Source organism: Streptomyces sp. PH10-H1 (assembly GCF_030063355.1).
Lineage (GTDB): Bacteria > Actinomycetota > Actinomycetes > Streptomycetales > Streptomycetaceae > Actinacidiphila.
In genome coordinates this window covers 1-17,529 of sequence record NZ_JASISZ010000055.1, presented here as the reverse complement: position 1 = coordinate 17,529, position 17,529 = coordinate 1, and the positions used below count along the sequence as shown (strand labels likewise).

Sequence of the window (17,529 nt, the reverse complement as noted above, 5' to 3'; positions counted from 1 at the left end):
GGAGATTCCGCAACCGTGGCATCCACGAACGACCTCAAGAACGGCCTCGTGCTCAAGCTCGACGGCGGCCAGCTCTGGACCGTTGTCGATTTCCAGCACGTCAAGCCCGGCAAGGGCCCCGCCTTCGTCCGCACGAAGCTCAAGCACGTGCTGTCCGGCAAGGTCGTCGACAAGACCTTCAACGCCGGCATCAAGGTCGAGACGGCCAACGTCGACAAGCGCGGTATGCAGTTCTCCTTCAAGGACGGCACCGACTTCGTCTTCATGGACAGCGACACCTTCGAACAGGTGTACATCACTCCCGAGGTCGTCGGCGACGCGGCCAACTACCTGCTCGAGGGCTTCGAGGCCATGGTGGCGATGTACGAGGGCGCTCCCCTGTACATCGAGCTCCCGGCCTCCGTCGAGCTGGTCATCGAGTACACCGAGCCGGGTGTCCAGGGCGACCGGTCCACCGGTGGCTCCAAGCCGGCCCGCCTCGAGACCGGCTACGAGATCGGCGTTCCGCTCTTCATCACCACCGGTGAGAAGATCAAGGTCGACACCCGTTCGGGTGACTATCTCGGCCGGGTGAACAGCTAACGTGGCTGCTCGGAACAAGGCCCGCAAGCGCGCCTTCCAGATCCTCTTCGAAGCGGATCAGCGGGGTGTCGACCCGAAGACCGCCATGGCGGACTGGATCCGGCTCGCCCGGACCGATGACCGGCAGCCGCCGGTCACCGAGTACACCATGCAGCTGGTCGAGGGGTACGCGGAGAACGCACCCCGTATCGACGAGCTGCTAGCGACCTACTCGGTCGGCTGGACGCTGGACCGGATGCCGGTCGTCGACCGGAACGTCCTGCGACTCGGTACGTACGAGCTGATCTGGGAGGACGACGTCCCGGACGCCGTCGTGCTGGACGAGGCGGTACAGCTCGCCAAGGAGTTCTCCACCGATGAGTCGCCCGCCTTCGTCAACGGGCTGCTGGCCCGTCTGAAGGACCTCAAGCCGACCCTCCGGCGATAGCGTCACCCGCACCGCCCAGGGCCCGCAGCAGAACGTGAACACAACGTTCTACTGCGGGCCTGGTGCGTTTCCGGCTGCCTGAAGGCACCGGCCGGATCTTCCCGGCGCGGACTGCTCTTCCCGGCGCGGACTGGGCCGTAGGAGTGAGTGGGGGCGGGTGTGGCCCCGCACGGAGCCCGGCCCGGGGTCCGCCCGAGGTGCGCCCGGGGCGGGGCGCAGACAGAACCGCCCGGGGCGGTGTCCCTGCGGACACCGCCCCGGGCGGTACGTTTCTGCACTGTTGGCTGTCAGCCGTCCTCATGCTGGACCGCGCGGCGCGCGTCCGCGTCGAGGACGCCCCAGCCGATGAGCTGCTCGGTGAGGACCGACGGCGACTGGTCGTAGATCACGGCCAGCGTGCGCAGGTCGTCCTGGCGGATCGACAGCACCTTGCCGTTGTAGTCGCCGCGCTGGCTCTGGATGGTGGCGGCGTAGCGCTGCAGCGGACCGGCCTTGTCCGGCGGGACCTGGGACAGACGCTCCAGGTCCAGGACAAGCTTCGGCGGCGGCTCGGCGGCCCCGCCCGGCGTGGTGCCGGGCAGCAGCTCCTGGACCGGAACGCCGTAGAAGTCCGCCAGCTCGGCGAGGCGCTGTACGGTCACGGCGCGGTCGCCACGCTCGTACGAGCCGACGACGACGGCCTTCCAGCGGCCCTGGGACTTCTCCTCGACGCCGTGAAGGGAGAGACCCTGCTGCGTGCGGATGGCGCGGAGCTTGGCTCCGAGCTGTTTGGCGTAATCGCTGGACATAAGGCTCCCCGGACGGAATCTCGGTGACTCACTGTGAGGTTACGCAGCGTAATTTGACTTCGTCAAGCCGAATGGTCCGGACCGGTCCCCCCGTGAGGCTGGAGAGTCCGGTTCGTACCGGTGTGCCTATCCTGCGACCGCCCGCCCGACCGCGCGACCGGCGCGCCTGATAACGTGTGGGTGTATCCCTGGCGTCCTTTAAGACCCGTCCCGTGAGGCGGGGAAGGAGAGCCCTTCATGGCTGAAGACCGCAGTACATCCGCACGCCCGGTGCTGGAAGCACCCGATATCGCCCGGGTCCTGACCCGCATCGCCCACGAGATCGTCGAACGCGCCAAGGGCGCCGACGACGTGGTGCTCCTCGGCATTCCCACCCGCGGTGTCTTTCTCGCCCGCAGGCTGGCCGACAAGCTCGCCGACATCACCGGCCGCAAGGTCCCGGTCGGTTCGCTCGACATCACCATGTACCGCGACGATCTGCGGCTCGGCCCGGCCCGCGCGCTGGCCCGCACCGACATCCCCGGCGACCGTGTCGACGGCCGGCTCGTGATCCTCGTCGACGACGTGCTCTTCTCGGGCCGCACCATCCGCGCCGCCCTCGACGCGCTGAACGACATCGGCCGTCCCCGCGCCGTGCAGCTCGCCGTCCTGGTCGACCGCGGACACCGCGAACTCCCGATCCGGGCCGACTACGTCGGCAAGAACATCCCCACCTCGCTGCGCGAGACCGTCAAGGTCCACCTCACCGAAGAGGACGGCCGCGACACGGTCCTCCTCGGCGTGCGCGAGGGCTCCCCGGCGGACGAATAGCGCACGCACGTTCCGGACCCCCACGGCGTCCGGCCTCACGAGCATGCCCTCCGCCGCCCCAGTACCCCCTTCGGAGTGACCCGATGAAGCGCCACCTGATCTCGGCCGCCGACCTGACCCGCGACGACGCCATCCTCGTGCTCGACACCGCCGAGGAAATGGCCCGCGTGGCCGACCGGCCGATCAAGAAGCTGCCCACCCTGCGCGGCCGTACCGTCGTCAACCTCTTCTTCGAGGACTCGACCCGCACCCGCATCTCCTTCGAGGCCGCCGCCAAGCGGCTCTCCGCCGATGTCATCAACTTCTCCGCCAAGGGCTCCTCGGTCTCCAAGGGCGAGTCCCTGAAGGACACCGCGCTGACCCTGGAGGCAATGGGCGCCGACGCCGTCGTCATCCGGCACGGCTCCTCCGGCGCCCCGCACCGGCTGGCCACCTCCGGCTGGATCGGCGGCTCGGTCGTCAACGCCGGTGACGGCACTCACGAGCACCCCACCCAGGCGCTGCTCGACGCCTTCACCATGCGCCGCCACCTGGCGGGCGCCAAGGACGGCGGCCCCACCTTCCACCGCGGCCCCGGTGACGGCACCGGCCGTGACCTGGCGGGCCGCCGCATCACGATCGTCGGCGACGTCCTGCACAGCCGGGTCGCCCGCTCCAACGTCCACCTGCTGAACACCCTCGGCGCCCACGTCACCCTGGTCGCCCCGCCCACCCTGATGCCGATCGGCGTCGAGACCTGGCCCTGCGAGGTCTCCTACGACCTGGACACGGTGCTGGCCAAGTCCGACGCCGTGATGATGCTGCGGGTGCAGAGCGAGCGGATGAACGCTGCGTTCTTCCCCACCGAGCGCGAGTACTCCCGCCGTTACGGCCTCGACGGCACCCGGATGGCCGCGCTGCCCGAACACGCCATCGTCATGCACCCCGGCCCGATGAACCGCGGCATGGAGATCACCGCCGAGGTCGCCGACTCCGAGCGCTGCACCGTGGTGGAGCAGGTCGCCAACGGCGTCAGCATCCGGATGGCCGTGCTGTACCTGCTGCTGGGCGGCGCTGAACCCGCCATCTCGAACGCCGCCCCCACCGCCCGCACCAAGGAGAACAACTAACCATGAGTGAGCCCCAGAAGGTTCTGATCCGCGGTGCGAAGGTGCTGGGCGGCGAGGCGCAGGATGTGCTCATCGACGGCGCCACGATCGCCGCCGTGGGAACGGCGCTGGAAGCGGACGGTGCCACCGTCATCGAGGCGGAGGGCAGGATCCTGCTCCCCGGCCTCGTCGACCTCCACACCCACCTGCGCGAGCCGGGCCGTGAGGACTCCGAGACCGTCCTGACCGGCACCCGCGCCGCCGCCATCGGCGGTTACACCGCCGTCCACGCGATGGCCAACACCTTCCCTGTCGCCGACACCGCCGGCGTCGTCGAGCAGGTCTGGCGGCTCGGCCGGGAGTCCGGCTACTGCGACGTGCAGCCGGTCGGCGCCGTCACCGTGGGCCTGGAGGGCAAGCAGCTCGCCGAGCTGGGCGCGATGGCCGACTCCGCCGCGCGCGTCCGGGTCTTCTCCGACGACGGCAAGTGCGTCGACGACGCGGTGATCATGCGCCGGGCCCTGGAGTACGTGAAGGCCTTCGACGGCGTCGTCGCCCAGCACGCCCAGGAGCCGCGCCTCACCGAGGGCGCCCAGATGAACGAGGGCATCGTCTCCGGCGAACTGGGCCTGCGCGGCTGGCCGGCCGTCGCCGAGGAGTCGATCATCGCCCGGGACGTGCTGCTCGCCGCCCACGTCGGCTCGCGGGTCCACATCTGCCACCTGTCCACGGCCGGCTCGGTCGAGATCGTCCGCTGGGCCAAGTCCAAGGGCTGGAACGTGACCGCCGAGGTCACCCCGCACCACCTGCTGCTCACCGACGAGCTGGTCCGTTCGTACAACCCGGTCTACAAGGTCAACCCGCCGCTGCGCACCGAGGCCGACGTCATGGCGCTGCGTGAGGCGCTGGCGGACGGCACCATCGACTGCGTCGCCACCGACCACGCCCCGCACCCGCACGAGGACAAGGACTGCGAGTGGGCCGCGGCCGCCATGGGCATGGTGGGCCTGGAGACCGCGCTGTCCGTCGTCCAGCACACGATGGTCGACACCGGCCTGCTGGACTGGGCCGGCGTCGCCGACCGCATGTCGGCGCGGCCAGCCGTCATCGGCCGGCTCGCGGGACACGGACGGCCGATCGTCGCGGGCGAGCCCGCGAACCTCACCCTCGTCGATCCCGCATACCGTGGAGTGGTGAATCCCGCGGGCTTCGCCTCCCGCAGCCGCAACACCCCCTACGAGGGCCGTGAGCTGCCGGGCCGGGTGATCGCCACCTTCCTGCGGGGCAAGGCGACGGTCGTGGACGGGAAGCTCGCGTGACACCTCTGACTCTCCTGCTGGCGGCGGACCAGAAGTCCCAGCAGGTCACCGACTGGTCGTCCAGGATCGGCTGGATCGTCGGCCTGGCGCTCCTCGTCGCGCTCGTCTACTGGCTGATGCGCGAGGGCTGGAAGTGGCGTGGCACCCTGCAGGGCGGTCTGCCCGAGCTGCCCGCCGCACCCGAGGACGCCCCCGGGGACGGCGGCGAGCCGCCGCTGACCCTCAAGGGCCGCTACCACGGCAGCACCACCGCCGGTCAGTGGCTGGACCGCATCGTCGCCCACGGCCTCGGTGTGCGCAGCATGGCCGAGCTCACCCTGACGGCCCAGGGCCTGCGGGTGGAGCGGAAAGGGGCGCCGGACTTCTTCGTCCCGGCCGCCGCGCTGCGGGGCGCCCGGCTCGACAAGGGCATCGCGGGCAAGGTCCTCACCGAGGGCGGCCTGCTGGTGATCACCTGGGAGCACGGCGGCACCCTCATCGACTCGGGATTCCGCTCCGAGCACGCGGCCGAGCACACCGCCTGGGTCGAGGCCATCACGGCTGCCAGCTCAGCGGCACCGGCACCGGCGGGCTCCGCGGCACCAGCATCCGGGGCAGCCGTCCCCGTACCCGACCAGCACCCCGGCGACAGTGTCGTCGCCGACCGGCTTCACCAGGAAGGCCCACGATGACGTCCTCCGCCCAGCGGGCAGACAGGATCCCCGCCGTACTCGTCCTGGAGGACGGCCGGGTGTTCCGCGGCCGTGCCTACGGGGCCGTGGGGGAGACCTTCGGCGAGGCCGTCTTCTCCACCGGCATGTCCGGTTACCAGGAGACGCTGACCGACCCCTCCTACCACCGCCAGGTGGTCGTCATGACCGCCCCGCACATCGGCAACACCGGCGTCAACGACGAGGACCCGGAGTCCGCCCGTATCTGGGTCGCCGGTTACGTGGTCCGCGACCCCGCCCGGATCTCCTCCAACTGGCGTGCCCGGCGGACCCTGGACGAGGAACTCGTCAACCAGGGCGTCGTCGGCATCAGCGGCATCGACACCCGCGCGCTCACCCGCCACCTGCGCGAGCGCGGCGCCATGCGCGTCGGCATCTTCTCCGGCGACGCGGTCGGCGCCGACTCCGAGCTGCTCGCCAAGGTCCTCCAGGCGCCCCAGATGAAGGGCGCCGACCTGTCCGCCGAGGTCGCGACCAAGGAGGCGTACGTCGTCCCCGCGATCGGCACCAAGCGCTTCACCGTCGCCGCCGTCGACCTGGGCATCAAGGCGATGACGCCGCAGCGGATGGCCGAGCGCGGCATCGAGGTCCATGTGCTGCCCGTCACCGCGACGATCGACGAGGTGTACGCGGTACGGCCCGACGGAGTGTTCTTCTCCAACGGCCCCGGCGACCCGGCCACCGCCGACCACCCGGTCGCAGTCATGCGGGGCGTGCTGGAGCGCGGGACGCCGCTGTTCGGCATCTGCTTCGGCAACCAGATCCTGGGCCGCGCGCTCGGGTTCGGCACCTACAAGCTCAAGTACGGCCACCGCGGCATCAACCAGCCGGTCCAGGACCGCACCACCGGCAAGGTCGAGGTCACCGCGCACAACCACGGCTTCGCCGTCGACGCCCCGCTCGACACGGTGTCCGACACCCCCTATGGTCGGGCCGAGGTCTCCCACGTCTGCCTCAACGACAACGTGGTCGAGGGTCTCCGGCTGCTCGACCGGCCCGCGTTCAGCGTCCAGTACCACCCTGAGGCGGCAGCGGGTCCGCACGACGCCGCGTACCTGTTCGACCGATTTGTCGACCTCATGCGAGACAACAACCAGCACAGCGTAGATTTGATGGAGGGCCAGCGTGCCTAAGCGCACCGATATCCAGTCCGTCCTGGTCATCGGCTCCGGCCCGATCGTCATCGGCCAGGCAGCGGAGTTCGACTACTCCGGTACCCAGGCGTGCCGCGTGCTGAAGTCCGAGGGCCTGCGGGTCATCCTCGTGAACTCCAATCCGGCCACGATCATGACCGACCCCGAGATCGCCGACGCCACCTACATCGAGCCGATCACCCCGGAGTACGTCGAGAAGATCATCGCGAAGGAGCGCCCCGACGCGCTCCTGCCGACCCTCGGCGGCCAGACCGCGCTCAACACCGCGATCTCGCTGCACGACAACGGCGTACTCGCCAAGTACAACGTCGAGCTGATCGGCGCCGACGTCGAGGCGATCAACAAGGGCGAGGACCGCCAGCTGTTCAAGGGCGTCGTCGAGGCCGTCAACGCCAAGATCGGCCACGGCGAGTCCGCCCGCTCGGTCATCTGCCACACGATGGACGAGATCATGGCGGGCGTCGACACCCTCGGCGGCTACCCCGTCGTGGTCCGCCCGTCCTTCACCATGGGCGGCGCCGGCTCCGGCTTCGCCCACAACGAGGACGAGCTGCGCCGCATCGCCGGCCAGGGCCTGGCGCTCTCCCCGACCACCGAGGTGCTCCTGGAGGAGTCCATCCTCGGCTGGAAGGAGTACGAGCTCGAGCTGATGCGCGACAAGCACGACAACGTCGTGGTCGTCTGCTCCATCGAGAACTTCGACCCGATGGGCGTCCACACCGGCGACTCCATCACCGTCGCCCCGGCGCTGACGCTGACCGACCGCGAGTACCAGAACCTGCGGGACGTCGGCATCGCGATCATCCGCGAGGTCGGTGTCGAAACCGGCGGCTGCAACATCCAGTTCGCGATCAACCCCGAGGACGGCCGGGTCATCGTCATCGAGATGAACCCGCGCGTCTCGCGCTCCTCGGCGCTCGCCTCCAAGGCCACCGGCTTCCCGATCGCCAAGATCGCCGCCCGGCTGGCCGTCGGCTACACGCTCGACGAGATCCCGAACGACATCACCGAGAAGACCCCGGCGTCCTTCGAGCCGACCCTCGACTACGTCGTCGTCAAGGTGCCGCGCTTCGCCTTCGAGAAGTTCCCGGCCGCCGACGCCACCCTCACCACCACCATGAAGTCGGTCGGCGAGGCCATGGCGATGGGCCGCAACTTCACCGAGGCGCTGCAGAAGGCGCTGCGCTCGCTGGAGAAGAAAGGCAGCCAGTTCACCTTCACCGGCGAGCCCGGCGACAAGGACGCGCTGCTGGCCAAGGCGGCGGTGCCGACGGACGGCCGCATCAACACCGTCATGCAGGCGATCCGCGCCGGGTCGACCCCGGAGGAGATCTTCGACGCCACGAAGATCGATCCCTGGTTCACCGACCAGCTCTTCCTCATCAAGGAGACCGCCGACGACCTGGCGGCCGCCGACAAGCTCGGCCCCGAGCTGCTCACCGACGCCAAGCGGCACGGTTTCTCCGACGTCCAGATCGGCGAGATCCGCGGTCTGCGCGAGGACGTCGTCCGCGAGGTCCGGCACGCGCTGGGGGTGCGCCCGGTCTACAAGACCGTCGACACCTGCGCCGCCGAATTCGCCGCCAACACCCCGTACTTCTACTCGTCCTACGACGAGGAGTCCGAGGTCGCCCCGCGCGAGAAGCCCGCCGTGATCATCCTCGGCTCGGGCCCCAACCGCATCGGCCAGGGCATCGAGTTCGACTACTCCTGCGTCCACGCCTCCTTCGCGCTCAGCGACGCGGGCTACGAGACCGTGATGGTCAACTGCAACCCCGAGACCGTCTCCACCGACTACGACACCTCCGACCGGCTCTACTTCGAGCCGCTCACCCTGGAGGACGTCCTGGAGATCGTGCACGCGGAAGAGCTGGCCGGCCCGATCGCGGGCGTCATCGTCCAGCTCGGCGGCCAGACCCCGCTGGGCCTGGCCCAGGCGCTCAAGGACAACGGCGTGCCGATCGTCGGCACCTCGCCCGAGGCCATCCACCTCGCCGAGGACCGCGGCGCCTTCGGCCGGGTGCTGGCCGAGGCCGGACTGCCCGCACCGAAGCACGGCACCGCCACCACCTTCGACGGCGCCAAGGCCATCGCCGACGAGATCGGCTACCCGGTCCTGGTCCGCCCGTCGTACGTACTCGGCGGCCGCGGCATGGAGATCGTCTACGACGAGACCCGGCTCTCCTCGTACATCGCCGAGTCCACCGAGATCAGCCCGGACCGCCCGGTCCTGGTCGACCGGTTCCTGGACGACGCGATCGAGATCGACGTCGACGCGCTCTACGACGGCACCGAGCTGTACCTCGGCGGCGTCATGGAGCACATCGAGGAGGCCGGCATCCACTCCGGCGACTCCGCCTGCGCGCTGCCCCCGATGACGCTCGGCGGCTACGACATCAAGCGGCTGCGGACCTCCACCGAGGCCATCGCCAAGGGTGTCGGCGTGCGCGGGCTGATCAACATCCAGTTCGCGCTGGCCGGGGACATCCTCTACGTCCTCGAGGCCAACCCGCGCGCCTCGCGCACCGTCCCCTTCACCTCGAAGGCGACCGCGGTACCGCTGGCCAAGGCCGCCGCCCGGATCTCGCTCGGCGCCACCGTCGCCGAACTGCGTGCCGAGGGCATGCTCCCGAAGACCGGCGACGGCGGCACCCTGCCGCTGGACGCGCCGATCTCCGTCAAGGAGGCCGTCATGCCGTGGAGCCGCTTCCGCGACATCCACGGCCGCGGCGTCGACACCGTGCTGGGCCCGGAGATGCGCTCCACCGGCGAGGTCATGGGCATCGACTCGGTCTTCGGCACCGCCTACGCCAAGTCCCAGGCCGGCGCGTACGGCGCGCTGCCCACCAAGGGCACCGCGTTCATCTCGGTCGCCAACCGTGACAAGCGCAACCTGGTCTTCCCGGCCCGCGCGCTCGCCGACCACGGGTTCGAGCTGCTCGCCACCTCCGGCACCGCCGAGGTGCTGCGCCGCAACGGGATCCACGCCACCGTCGTCCGCAAGCAGAGCCAGGGCACCGGGCCGGACGGTGAGCCGACCGTCGTCCAGCTCATCCACGACGGCAAGATCGACCTCATCGTCAACACCCCGTTCGGCACCGGCGGCCGCCTCGACGGCTACGACATCAGGACCGCCGCGGTCTCCCGCGGCGTCCCGTGCCTGACCACGGTGCAGGCGCTCGCCGCCGCCGTACAGGGCATCGACGCGCTCACCCGCGGCGACATCGGGGTCAGATCGCTGCAAGAACACGCGGAACGTCTGAACGCCGCCCGCGAGGGATAGCGCCACGAGGGGGACATCGAACCGGTGTCCCCCTCTTCGCGCGACCGTGTCCCCGCAGAATCCCGTGGAAGGCTCCGCATGTACTCACTGTTCTTCAAGCTGATCTTCCAACGCCTGGACCCCGAGCAGGCGCACCATCTGGCGTTCGCCTGGATTCGGTTCGCCGCCCGGGTGCCGGTCCTGCGTACGCTCGTCGCCGCCGTCCTCGCGCCCCGCCACCCGGCGCTCCGTACCGAGGCGCTGGGCCTGCGCATGCACGGCCCCTTCGGCCTGGCGGCCGGCTTCGACAAGAACGCCGTGGCGATCGACGGCATGACGATGCTCGGCTTCGGCCATGTCGAGATCGGCACCGTCACCGCGCAGCCGCAGTCCGGCAACCCCAAGAAGCGGCTCTTCCGCCTCGTGCGGGACCGCGCGCTGATCAACCGGATGGGCTTCAACAACGAGGGCTCCGCCGCCGTCGCCGCCCGCCTCACGGCCCGCAAGGCCGCTCTGGGCGAGAAGCACAGCGCGACTACGGTCGGCGTCAATATCGGCAAGACCAAGGTGGTCCCGGAGCACGAGGCCATCGCCGACTACGTGACCTCCACCGAGCGGCTCGCGGCCCACGCCGACTATCTCGTCGTCAACGTCTCATCACCCAACACGCCGGGACTGCGCGACCTCCAGGCCGTCGGCCAGCTGCGCCCGCTGCTCACCGCGGTGCGCGAGGCCGCCGACCGCACGGTCACCACGCGCCGGGTACCGCTGCTGGTCAAGATCGCCCCCGACCTGGCCGACGACGACATCGACGCCGTGGCAGATCTCGCCGTCGAGCTGGGCCTGGACGGCATCATCGCCACCAACACCACCATCGCCCGCGACGGTCTGGGGCTGACCTCGGATCCGGCGCTGGTCAAGGAGACCGGCGGCCTGTCCGGCGCCCCCCTCAAGTCCCGCTCGCTGAGGGTCCTGCGCCGGCTGTACGCCCGTGTCGGCGACCGGATCACCCTGGTCGGGGTCGGCGGCGTCGAGACCGCCGACGACGTCTGGGAGCGCATCCTGGCCGGCGCCACCCTGGTCCAGGGCTACAGCGCCTTCATCTACGAGGGCCCGTTCTGGTGCCGCACCCTCCACAAGGGCCTCGCGGCGCGGCTGGCCGCGAGCCCGTACGCCACCCTCGCCGACGCCGTCGGCGCCGACCACCGGAAGGTGACCTCATGACCCAGGAGCCCTTCGGCGCACGCCTGCGCCACGCCATGGACACCCGAGGCCGGCTCTGCGTCGGGATCGACCCGCACGCCGCGCTGCTCAACTCCTGGGGCCTGAGCGACGACGTCGCCGGTCTGGAGCGCTTCACCCGCACCGTCGTCGACGCGCTCGCCGACCGGGTCGCCGTCCTCAAGCCGCAGAGCGCCTTCTTCGAGCGGTTCGGCTCCAAGGGCATCGCCGTCCTCGAACAGGCCGTCGCCAACGCCCGCGCCGCCGGCGCGCTGGTCCTGATGGACGCCAAGCGCGGCGACATCGGCTCCACCATGGAGGCGTACGCGGCCACCTTCCTCGACAAGGACTCGCCGCTGTTCTCCGACGCGGTGACCGTCAGCCCGTACCTCGGCTTCGGTTCGCTGCGCCCGGCGCTGGACGCCGCGCGGATCTCCGGCGCCGGCGTGTTCGTCCTCGCCCTGACCTCCAACCCGGAGGGCGCCGAGGTCCAGCGGGCCACGGCGGCGAACGGCAAGTCGCTCGCCCAGGTGATGCTCGACCACATCGCCGGGGAGAACGCGGGTGTCCGGCCGCTCGGGTCCGTCGGCGCGGTGGTCGGCGCCACGCTCAGCGAGGTCGGGGTCGACCTGGACATCAACGGGCCGCTGCTCGCCCCCGGCATCGGTGCCCAGGGCGCGACGCCCGCCGATCTTCCCGGGCTCTTCGGATCCGCGGTCGGGAACGTCCTCCCGAGCGTCAGCCGCGACGTGCTGCGGCACGGTCCGGACGCCGCCGGGCTGCGTGACGCGGCGGCCCGATTCGCCGACCAGGTGGGTCTCGCCGTGGCGGGCTGAGCCCCGAAGGGGGCCGCAGAAGCGTCAACCGGTGCCGATATGTCCTAAAAATCCCAACGGATCGAGTCTGACCAGGACTTTTCGTCTGTTCTCGCTGACTTGAGCCGCCGTGACCGCTAGTCTCCGACGAGAGCGAGCACGCAAGTGCATCGCTCGTTGCCCTGCAGGTGAAGGGCGACGAGGTTCCACAACCGGTCCGTATCCGACAGTTCGATATCCGAGGTGACGTAGGCGTGGCTCTTCCGCCCCTTACCCCTGAACAGCGCGCTGCCGCGCTCGAGAAGGCCGCCGCGGCTCGCCGGGAGCGCGCCGAGGTCAAGAATCGGCTCAAGCACTCCGGCGCTTCGCTGCACGAGGTCATCAAGTCGGGCCGAGAGAACGATGTCATCGGCAAGATGAAGGTCTCCGCTCTCCTTGAGTCCCTGCCCGGCGTGGGCAAGGTCCGCGCCAAACAGATCATGGAGCGGCTCGGCATCTCCGAAAGCCGCCGGGTCCGGGGTCTCGGCTCCAACCAGATCGCATCTTTGGAGCGTGAGTTCGGCGGCGGCGCCGCCTGACGGTCCCCAGCACCTCCGGGAACCGGGATAATCGCTTCATGGCTGCAACATCCCGGGGGACGTCCCCCGTGCCCCCGGACGTACGTCCGCGGCTGACCGTGCTCTCCGGCCCCTCAGGAGTCGGCAAGAGCACGGTCGTCGCGCATATGCGCAAGGTCCACCCCGAAGTCTGGCTCTCGGTGTCGGCCACCACTCGCAGGCCCCGGCCCGGCGAGCAGCACGGAGTTCACTACTTCTTCGTGGACAGCGACGAGTTCGACAAGCTCGTCGCCAACGGTGAACTGCTGGAGTGGGCCGAATTCGCGGGCAACCGCTACGGCACCCCGCGCAAGGCGGTACTGGACCGGCTCGACGCGGGTGAGCCCGTGCTGCTGGAGATCGATCTGCAGGGTGCCCGGCTGGTCCGCCAGTCGATGCCCGAGGCGCAGCTGGTCTTCCTGGCCCCCCCAAGCTGGGAGGAGCTGGTCCGCCGGCTCACCGGACGGGGCACGGAATCGCCCGAGGTGATCGAGCGGCGGCTGGCCGCGGCGCGGATCGAACTGGCTGCCGAATCCGAGTTCGACATCACTCTTGTCAATACCTCAGTCGAGGATGTAGCACGCGAGCTGCTAGCCTTGGTGAGAGTTGTATGATCCACTTCCATTCTTTTCCACAAGCAAGTAGGGGTAGGTAGAGAATGTCCTCTTCCATCACCACGCCCGAGGGCATCATCAACCCGCCGATCGACGAGCTGCTCGAGGCCACTGACTCGAAGTACAGCCTGGTGATCTACGCGGCCAAGCGCGCGCGCCAGATCAACGCGTACTACTCCCAGCTCGGTGAAGGCCTGCTGGAGTACGTCGGCCCCCTCGTGGACACCCACGTCCACGAGAAGCCGCTGTCGATCGCGCTGCGCGAGATCAACGCGGGACTGCTGACCTCCGAGGCCATTGAGTCGGCCGGCTAGCAGTAACCCGAATCCTTGTCACCACGGGCCCGGCAGCACAGCTGCCGGGCCCGTGGTGTGTGATGGACGTGAGAATCCACATCTCGGCGGGAGAGACGATGGGCCAGCCACAGGTCGTCCTGGGGGTGAGCGGCGGGATCGCCGCCTACAAGGCGTGCGAGCTGCTGCGGCGGCTCACCGAGTCGGGACACGGCGTACGGGTGGTGCCCACCGCGTCGGCGCTGCACTTCGTGGGCGAGGCCACCTGGTCGGCACTGTCCGGCAACCCCGTCTCGACCCGGGTGTGGGACAGCGTCGAGGAGGTCCCGCACGTCAGGATCGGCCAGCACGCCGACCTCGTGGTGGTCGCTCCGGCCACCGCCGACCTGCTCGCCAAGGCCGCGCACGGCCTCGCCGACGACCTGCTCACGAACACCCTGCTCACCGCGCGCTGTCCGGTGGTCTTCGCGCCCGCGATGCACACCGAGATGTGGGAGCACCCCGCCACCCAGGAGAACGTGGCCACGCTGCGCCGCAGGGGCGCGATCGTGATCGAGCCCGCCGTCGGCCGCCTCACCGGCGTCGACACCGGCAAGGGCCGGCTGCCCGACCCCGGCGAGATCTTCGAGGTCTGCCGACGGGTGCTCGCCCGGGGCCCGCTGGGGTCGGCGACCGACCTCGCGGGGCGCCATGTGGTGATCAGCGCCGGCGGGACCCGCGAGCCGCTGGATCCCGTGCGCTACCTGGGCAACCGCTCGTCGGGCAAGCAGGGCTACGCCCTCGCCCGCACGGCGGTCGCCCGCGGTGCCCGGGTCACGCTGGTGGCCGCCAACACCGGCCTCGCCGACCCGGCCGGGACCGATGTGGTGCGCGTCGGAACGGCCCTGCAGCTGCGCGAGGCCGTACTGAAGGCGGCGGCGGACGCCGATGTGGTCGTCATGGCCGCAGCCGTGGCGGATTTCCGGCCCGCGCACTACGCGGCAGGCAAGATCAAGAAGAGGGACGGCCACGAGCAGCCGCCGCTGGAACTCGTCCGGAACCCCGACATCCTCGCCGAACTGGCCGGCACACGTTCATCCGCCGGACAGCTTGTCGTCGGCTTCGCCGCCGAAACCGACGATGTACTGGCGAACGGCCGGGCCAAGCTGGCGCGCAAGGGTTGTGACCTGCTCGTCGTCAATGAGGTGGGGGATCACAAGGCGTTCGGCTCCGAGGAGAACGAGGCCGTGGTGCTCGGCGCCGACGGCAGCGAGACCTCGGTGCCGTACGGTCCCAAAGAGGCTCTCGCCGATCAGTTGTGGGATCTCACGGTCGCCCGGTTGACGTGAAATCGTCCCTACGGGAGTATCAAAACCGGACTTCTGCCGTATTCCGCCCCCGGAACGGGGTGGATCGTCGTATCACTGAGAGTGGTGTCGCAGGTCACGCCATATCCAAGTACCGAGATGGCTTGTCCGTCCGGCCGAAGCGAACGATAAACTAGCCAGGGAACGCCGGGCGCAGCCCCGCGCGTCCCACCCCATGATCAGCCAGCAGCCGCTGCAACCCCAGGGAGCAATGTGTCCCGCCGCCTGTTTACCTCGGAGTCCGTCACCGAGGGACATCCCGACAAGATCGCTGACCAGATCAGCGACACGATTCTCGACGCCCTCCTCCGGGAGGACCCGACCTCCAGGGTCGCGGTCGAGACGCTGATCACCACCGGCCAGGTGCATGTCGCCGGCGAGGTCACCACCAAGGGCTACGCGGACATCGCGACCCTGGTGCGCAACAAGGTCCTCGAGATCGGCTACGACTCCTCGAAGAAGGGCTTCGACGGCGCCTCGTGCGGCGTCTCGGTGTCCATCGGCGCGCAGTCGCCGGACATTGCCCAGGGCGTGGACACCGCGTACGAGAAGCGGGTCGAGGGTGACGAGGACGAGCTCGACAAGCAGGGCGCCGGCGACCAGGGCCTGATGTTCGGCTACGCCTGCGACGAGACCCCCGAGCTGATGCCGCTGCCGATCCACCTGGCACACCGGCTCGCCCGCCGGCTGTCCGAGGTCCGCAAGAACGGGACCATCCCGTACCTGCGCCCGGACGGCAAGACCCAGGTCACCATCGAGTACGACGGGAACAAGGCCGTACGCCTGGACACCGTCGTGGTCTCCTCGCAGCACGCGTCCGACATCGACCTGGAGTCGCTGCTCGCCCCCGACATCCGCGAGTTCGTCGTTGAGCACGTGCTCAACGAGCTCGTCGGGGACGGCATCAAGCTGGACACCGAGGGCTACCGGCTGCTGGTGAACCCGACCGGGCGCTTCGAGATCGGCGGCCCGATGGGCGACGCCGGCCTCACCGGCCGCAAGATCATCATCGACACCTACGGCGGCATGGCCCGCCACGGTGGCGGCGCCTTCTCGGGCAAGGACCCGTCCAAGGTCGACCGCTCCGCCGCGTACGCCATGCGCTGGGTCGCCAAGAACGTCGTGGCGGCGGGCCTCGCCTCGCGCTGCGAGGTCCAGGTCGCCTACGCGATCGGCAAGGCCGAGCCGGTGGGCCTGTTCGTGGAGACCTTCGGCACCGAGACGGTGGACGTCGAGAAGATCGAGCAGGCCATCGCCGAGGTCTTCGACCTCCGTCCGGCCGCGATCATCCGCGACCTGGACCTGCTGCGCCCGATCTACTCCCAGACCGCCGCCTACGGCCACTTCGGCCGTGAGCTGCCGGACTTCACCTGGGAGCGCAGGGACCGCGTCGACGCGCTGCGCGCCGCCGTCGGCGTGTAACGACCTGGTAAGCACACCCGCACCGTGTGTACGGCCCCGGACCAAGCGGTCCGGGGCCGTCGCGTTGTCGGACCCTTCTGGTAGGACTGGGGCTGTGAGCAGCGAGGACGAGCGGACGAATCCACCAGCGGGGGAGCAGCTGGCACTCATCCGCGAATCCGTGCGCAAGGCGAAGGAGCCGAAGGCCAAGCGCGGCACCTGGCGCGGCGCCGAGCTCGCCGAGGGGCTGCCCGTCGCGCGCGTTCTGGTCGACAAAGGGGTGCTGCACCTCGACAAGTACTTCGACTACGCGGTGCCGGCCGCGATGGACGCGGACGCACAGCCCGGGGTCCGGGTCCGGGTCCGGTTCGGCGCGGGGGCGCACAACGTGGTGAGCGGCCGCCGTGAGGGCGGCGGGCTGATCGACGGATTCATCGTCGCCCGGCTCACCGAATCCGACTACCCGGGCGCGCTCGCGGCGATCGCCCAGGTGGTGTCCCCTGAGCCGGTGCTCAGCCCGGCCCTGCTCCGGCTCTGCCGCGCGGTCGCCGACCGGTACGCGGGATCGCTCGCCGATGTGATCCAGCTCGCCGTACCCGCCCGGCACGGCCGCGTCGAGAAGAAGCCGTCCGCCGATCCGCCCGCCACCCCCGCCCCGCCTGAGCCCGGCACGTGGTCGCGCTATCCGACCGGACCCGCGCTGCTGCGCGCGCTCGGCCGCGGCGACTCCCCGCGCGCCGTATGGACCGCGCTGCCCGGTCCGCACTGGCCGGCGGAGCTGGCCGTCGCCATCGCCGCCACTCTCGCCTCCGGCCGCGGGGCGCTGGCCGTCCTGCCCGACGGACGGGCCGCCGCCCGCGTGGACGCGGCACTGACCGCGCTGCTCGGCGAGGGCCACCATGTGCTGCTCACCGCGGATTCCGGCCCCGAGGCGCGCTACCGGCGCTGGCTGGCCGTCAGCCGGGGCGCGGTCCGGGCCGTCGTCGGCACCCGGGCCGCGATGTTCGCCCCGGTGCAGGACCTCGGCCTGGTCGCGCTGTGGGACGACGGCGACTCCAGCCACGCCGAGCCGCACGCCCCCATGCCGCACGCCCGTGACGTGC

The 17,529-nt window shown here is 70.2% G+C and carries 17 protein-coding genes; 16 read left to right on the top strand and 1 reads right to left on the bottom strand.

The genetic code is table 11. The features are described from left to right. The first annotated feature begins 15 nt into the window (after positions 1-15). Together efp and nusB are read left to right on the top strand one after the other, a co-directional pair. Positions 16-582 carry an elongation factor P gene (gene efp / locus QMK24_RS28055; protein WP_283469590.1) on the top strand — a complete coding sequence of 189 codons (567 nt, stop codon included), beginning with the start codon at positions 16-18 and terminating at the stop codon, positions 580-582. Between the two features lies 1 nt (position 583). After that, the gene (gene nusB, locus QMK24_RS28050) at positions 584-1,009 is read left to right on the top strand and encodes a transcription antitermination factor NusB (RefSeq protein ID WP_283469589.1); all 426 of its coding nucleotides are present in this window, start codon (positions 584-586) and stop codon (positions 1,007-1,009) included. 287 nt (positions 1,010-1,296) lie between these two features. Here the strand turns inward: nusB and bldD are convergent, their stop codons facing one another. Continuing rightward, positions 1,297-1,797 carry a transcriptional regulator BldD gene (gene bldD, locus QMK24_RS28045; protein ID WP_138352602.1) on the bottom strand — a complete coding sequence of 167 codons (501 nt, stop codon included), beginning with the start codon at positions 1,795-1,797 and terminating at the stop codon, positions 1,297-1,299. A gap of 237 nt (positions 1,798-2,034) precedes the next feature. Between bldD and pyrR the strand changes: the two genes are divergently transcribed. From pyrR to QMK24_RS27975, 14 genes are all read left to right on the top strand, one after another. Then, positions 2,035-2,607: a bifunctional pyr operon transcriptional regulator/uracil phosphoribosyltransferase PyrR gene (pyrR, locus tag QMK24_RS28040; protein ID WP_283469588.1), complete on the top strand. Its 573-nt coding sequence runs from the start codon at positions 2,035-2,037 to the stop codon at positions 2,605-2,607. Positions 2,608-2,690: 83 nt separating this feature from the next. Next, positions 2,691-3,716, top strand: coding sequence for an aspartate carbamoyltransferase catalytic subunit (locus QMK24_RS28035; protein ID WP_283469587.1), 1,026 nt, complete (start codon positions 2,691-2,693; stop codon positions 3,714-3,716). A gap of 2 nt (positions 3,717-3,718) precedes the next feature. Further along, positions 3,719-5,014 (top strand): dihydroorotase, encoded by a 1,296-nt coding sequence (locus QMK24_RS28030; RefSeq protein ID WP_283469586.1) that lies wholly within the window; start codon positions 3,719-3,721, stop codon positions 5,012-5,014. Further along, the gene (locus QMK24_RS28025; protein WP_283469585.1) at positions 5,011-5,685 is read left to right on the top strand and encodes a PH-like domain-containing protein; all 675 of its coding nucleotides are present in this window, start codon (positions 5,011-5,013) and stop codon (positions 5,683-5,685) included. The genes QMK24_RS28030 and QMK24_RS28025 overlap by 4 nt, the downstream gene beginning before the upstream one ends. Then, the gene (carA, locus tag QMK24_RS28020; protein WP_283469584.1) at positions 5,682-6,857 is read left to right on the top strand and encodes a glutamine-hydrolyzing carbamoyl-phosphate synthase small subunit; all 1,176 of its coding nucleotides are present in this window, start codon (positions 5,682-5,684) and stop codon (positions 6,855-6,857) included. Before QMK24_RS28025 ends, carA begins: the two co-directional genes overlap by 4 nt. Beyond that, the gene (gene carB, locus QMK24_RS28015; protein ID WP_283469583.1) at positions 6,850-10,161 is read left to right on the top strand and encodes a carbamoyl-phosphate synthase large subunit; all 3,312 of its coding nucleotides are present in this window, start codon (positions 6,850-6,852) and stop codon (positions 10,159-10,161) included. The genes carA and carB overlap by 8 nt, the downstream gene beginning before the upstream one ends. Before the next feature lie 78 nt (positions 10,162-10,239). After that, a complete protein-coding gene (locus QMK24_RS28010; RefSeq protein WP_283469582.1) occupies positions 10,240-11,364 on the top strand; it encodes a quinone-dependent dihydroorotate dehydrogenase in 1,125 nt (374 codons plus the stop codon). Beyond that, positions 11,361-12,197 carry an orotidine-5'-phosphate decarboxylase gene (gene pyrF / locus QMK24_RS28005; RefSeq protein ID WP_283469581.1) on the top strand — a complete coding sequence of 279 codons (837 nt, stop codon included), beginning with the start codon at positions 11,361-11,363 and terminating at the stop codon, positions 12,195-12,197. Before QMK24_RS28010 ends, pyrF begins: the two co-directional genes overlap by 4 nt. 233 nt (positions 12,198-12,430) lie before the next feature. After that, on the top strand, positions 12,431-12,754 hold the full coding sequence (locus QMK24_RS28000) for an integration host factor (protein WP_138352594.1): 324 nt from the start codon (positions 12,431-12,433) through the stop codon (positions 12,752-12,754). A gap of 38 nt (positions 12,755-12,792) precedes the next feature. Continuing rightward, complete coding sequence (gene gmk, locus QMK24_RS27995; protein ID WP_283469580.1) at positions 12,793-13,386, top strand: guanylate kinase; 594 nt, start codon at positions 12,793-12,795, stop codon at positions 13,384-13,386. A 44-nt stretch (positions 13,387-13,430) separates the two neighbouring features. Then, positions 13,431-13,700: a DNA-directed RNA polymerase subunit omega gene (rpoZ, locus tag QMK24_RS27990; RefSeq protein WP_138352592.1), complete on the top strand. Its 270-nt coding sequence runs from the start codon at positions 13,431-13,433 to the stop codon at positions 13,698-13,700. A gap of 98 nt (positions 13,701-13,798) precedes the next feature. Continuing rightward, positions 13,799-15,007: a bifunctional phosphopantothenoylcysteine decarboxylase/phosphopantothenate--cysteine ligase CoaBC gene (gene coaBC, locus QMK24_RS27985; protein WP_283469579.1), complete on the top strand. Its 1,209-nt coding sequence runs from the start codon at positions 13,799-13,801 to the stop codon at positions 15,005-15,007. Between the two features lie 231 nt (positions 15,008-15,238). Then, positions 15,239-16,447 (top strand): methionine adenosyltransferase, encoded by a 1,209-nt coding sequence (gene metK / locus QMK24_RS27980; RefSeq protein WP_283469578.1) that lies wholly within the window; start codon positions 15,239-15,241, stop codon positions 16,445-16,447. A 94-nt stretch (positions 16,448-16,541) separates the two neighbouring features. Further along, positions 16,542-17,529: primosomal protein N' family DNA-binding protein (locus QMK24_RS27975; protein WP_502989165.1), on the top strand; the 988-nt coding region annotated here is incomplete at its 3' end.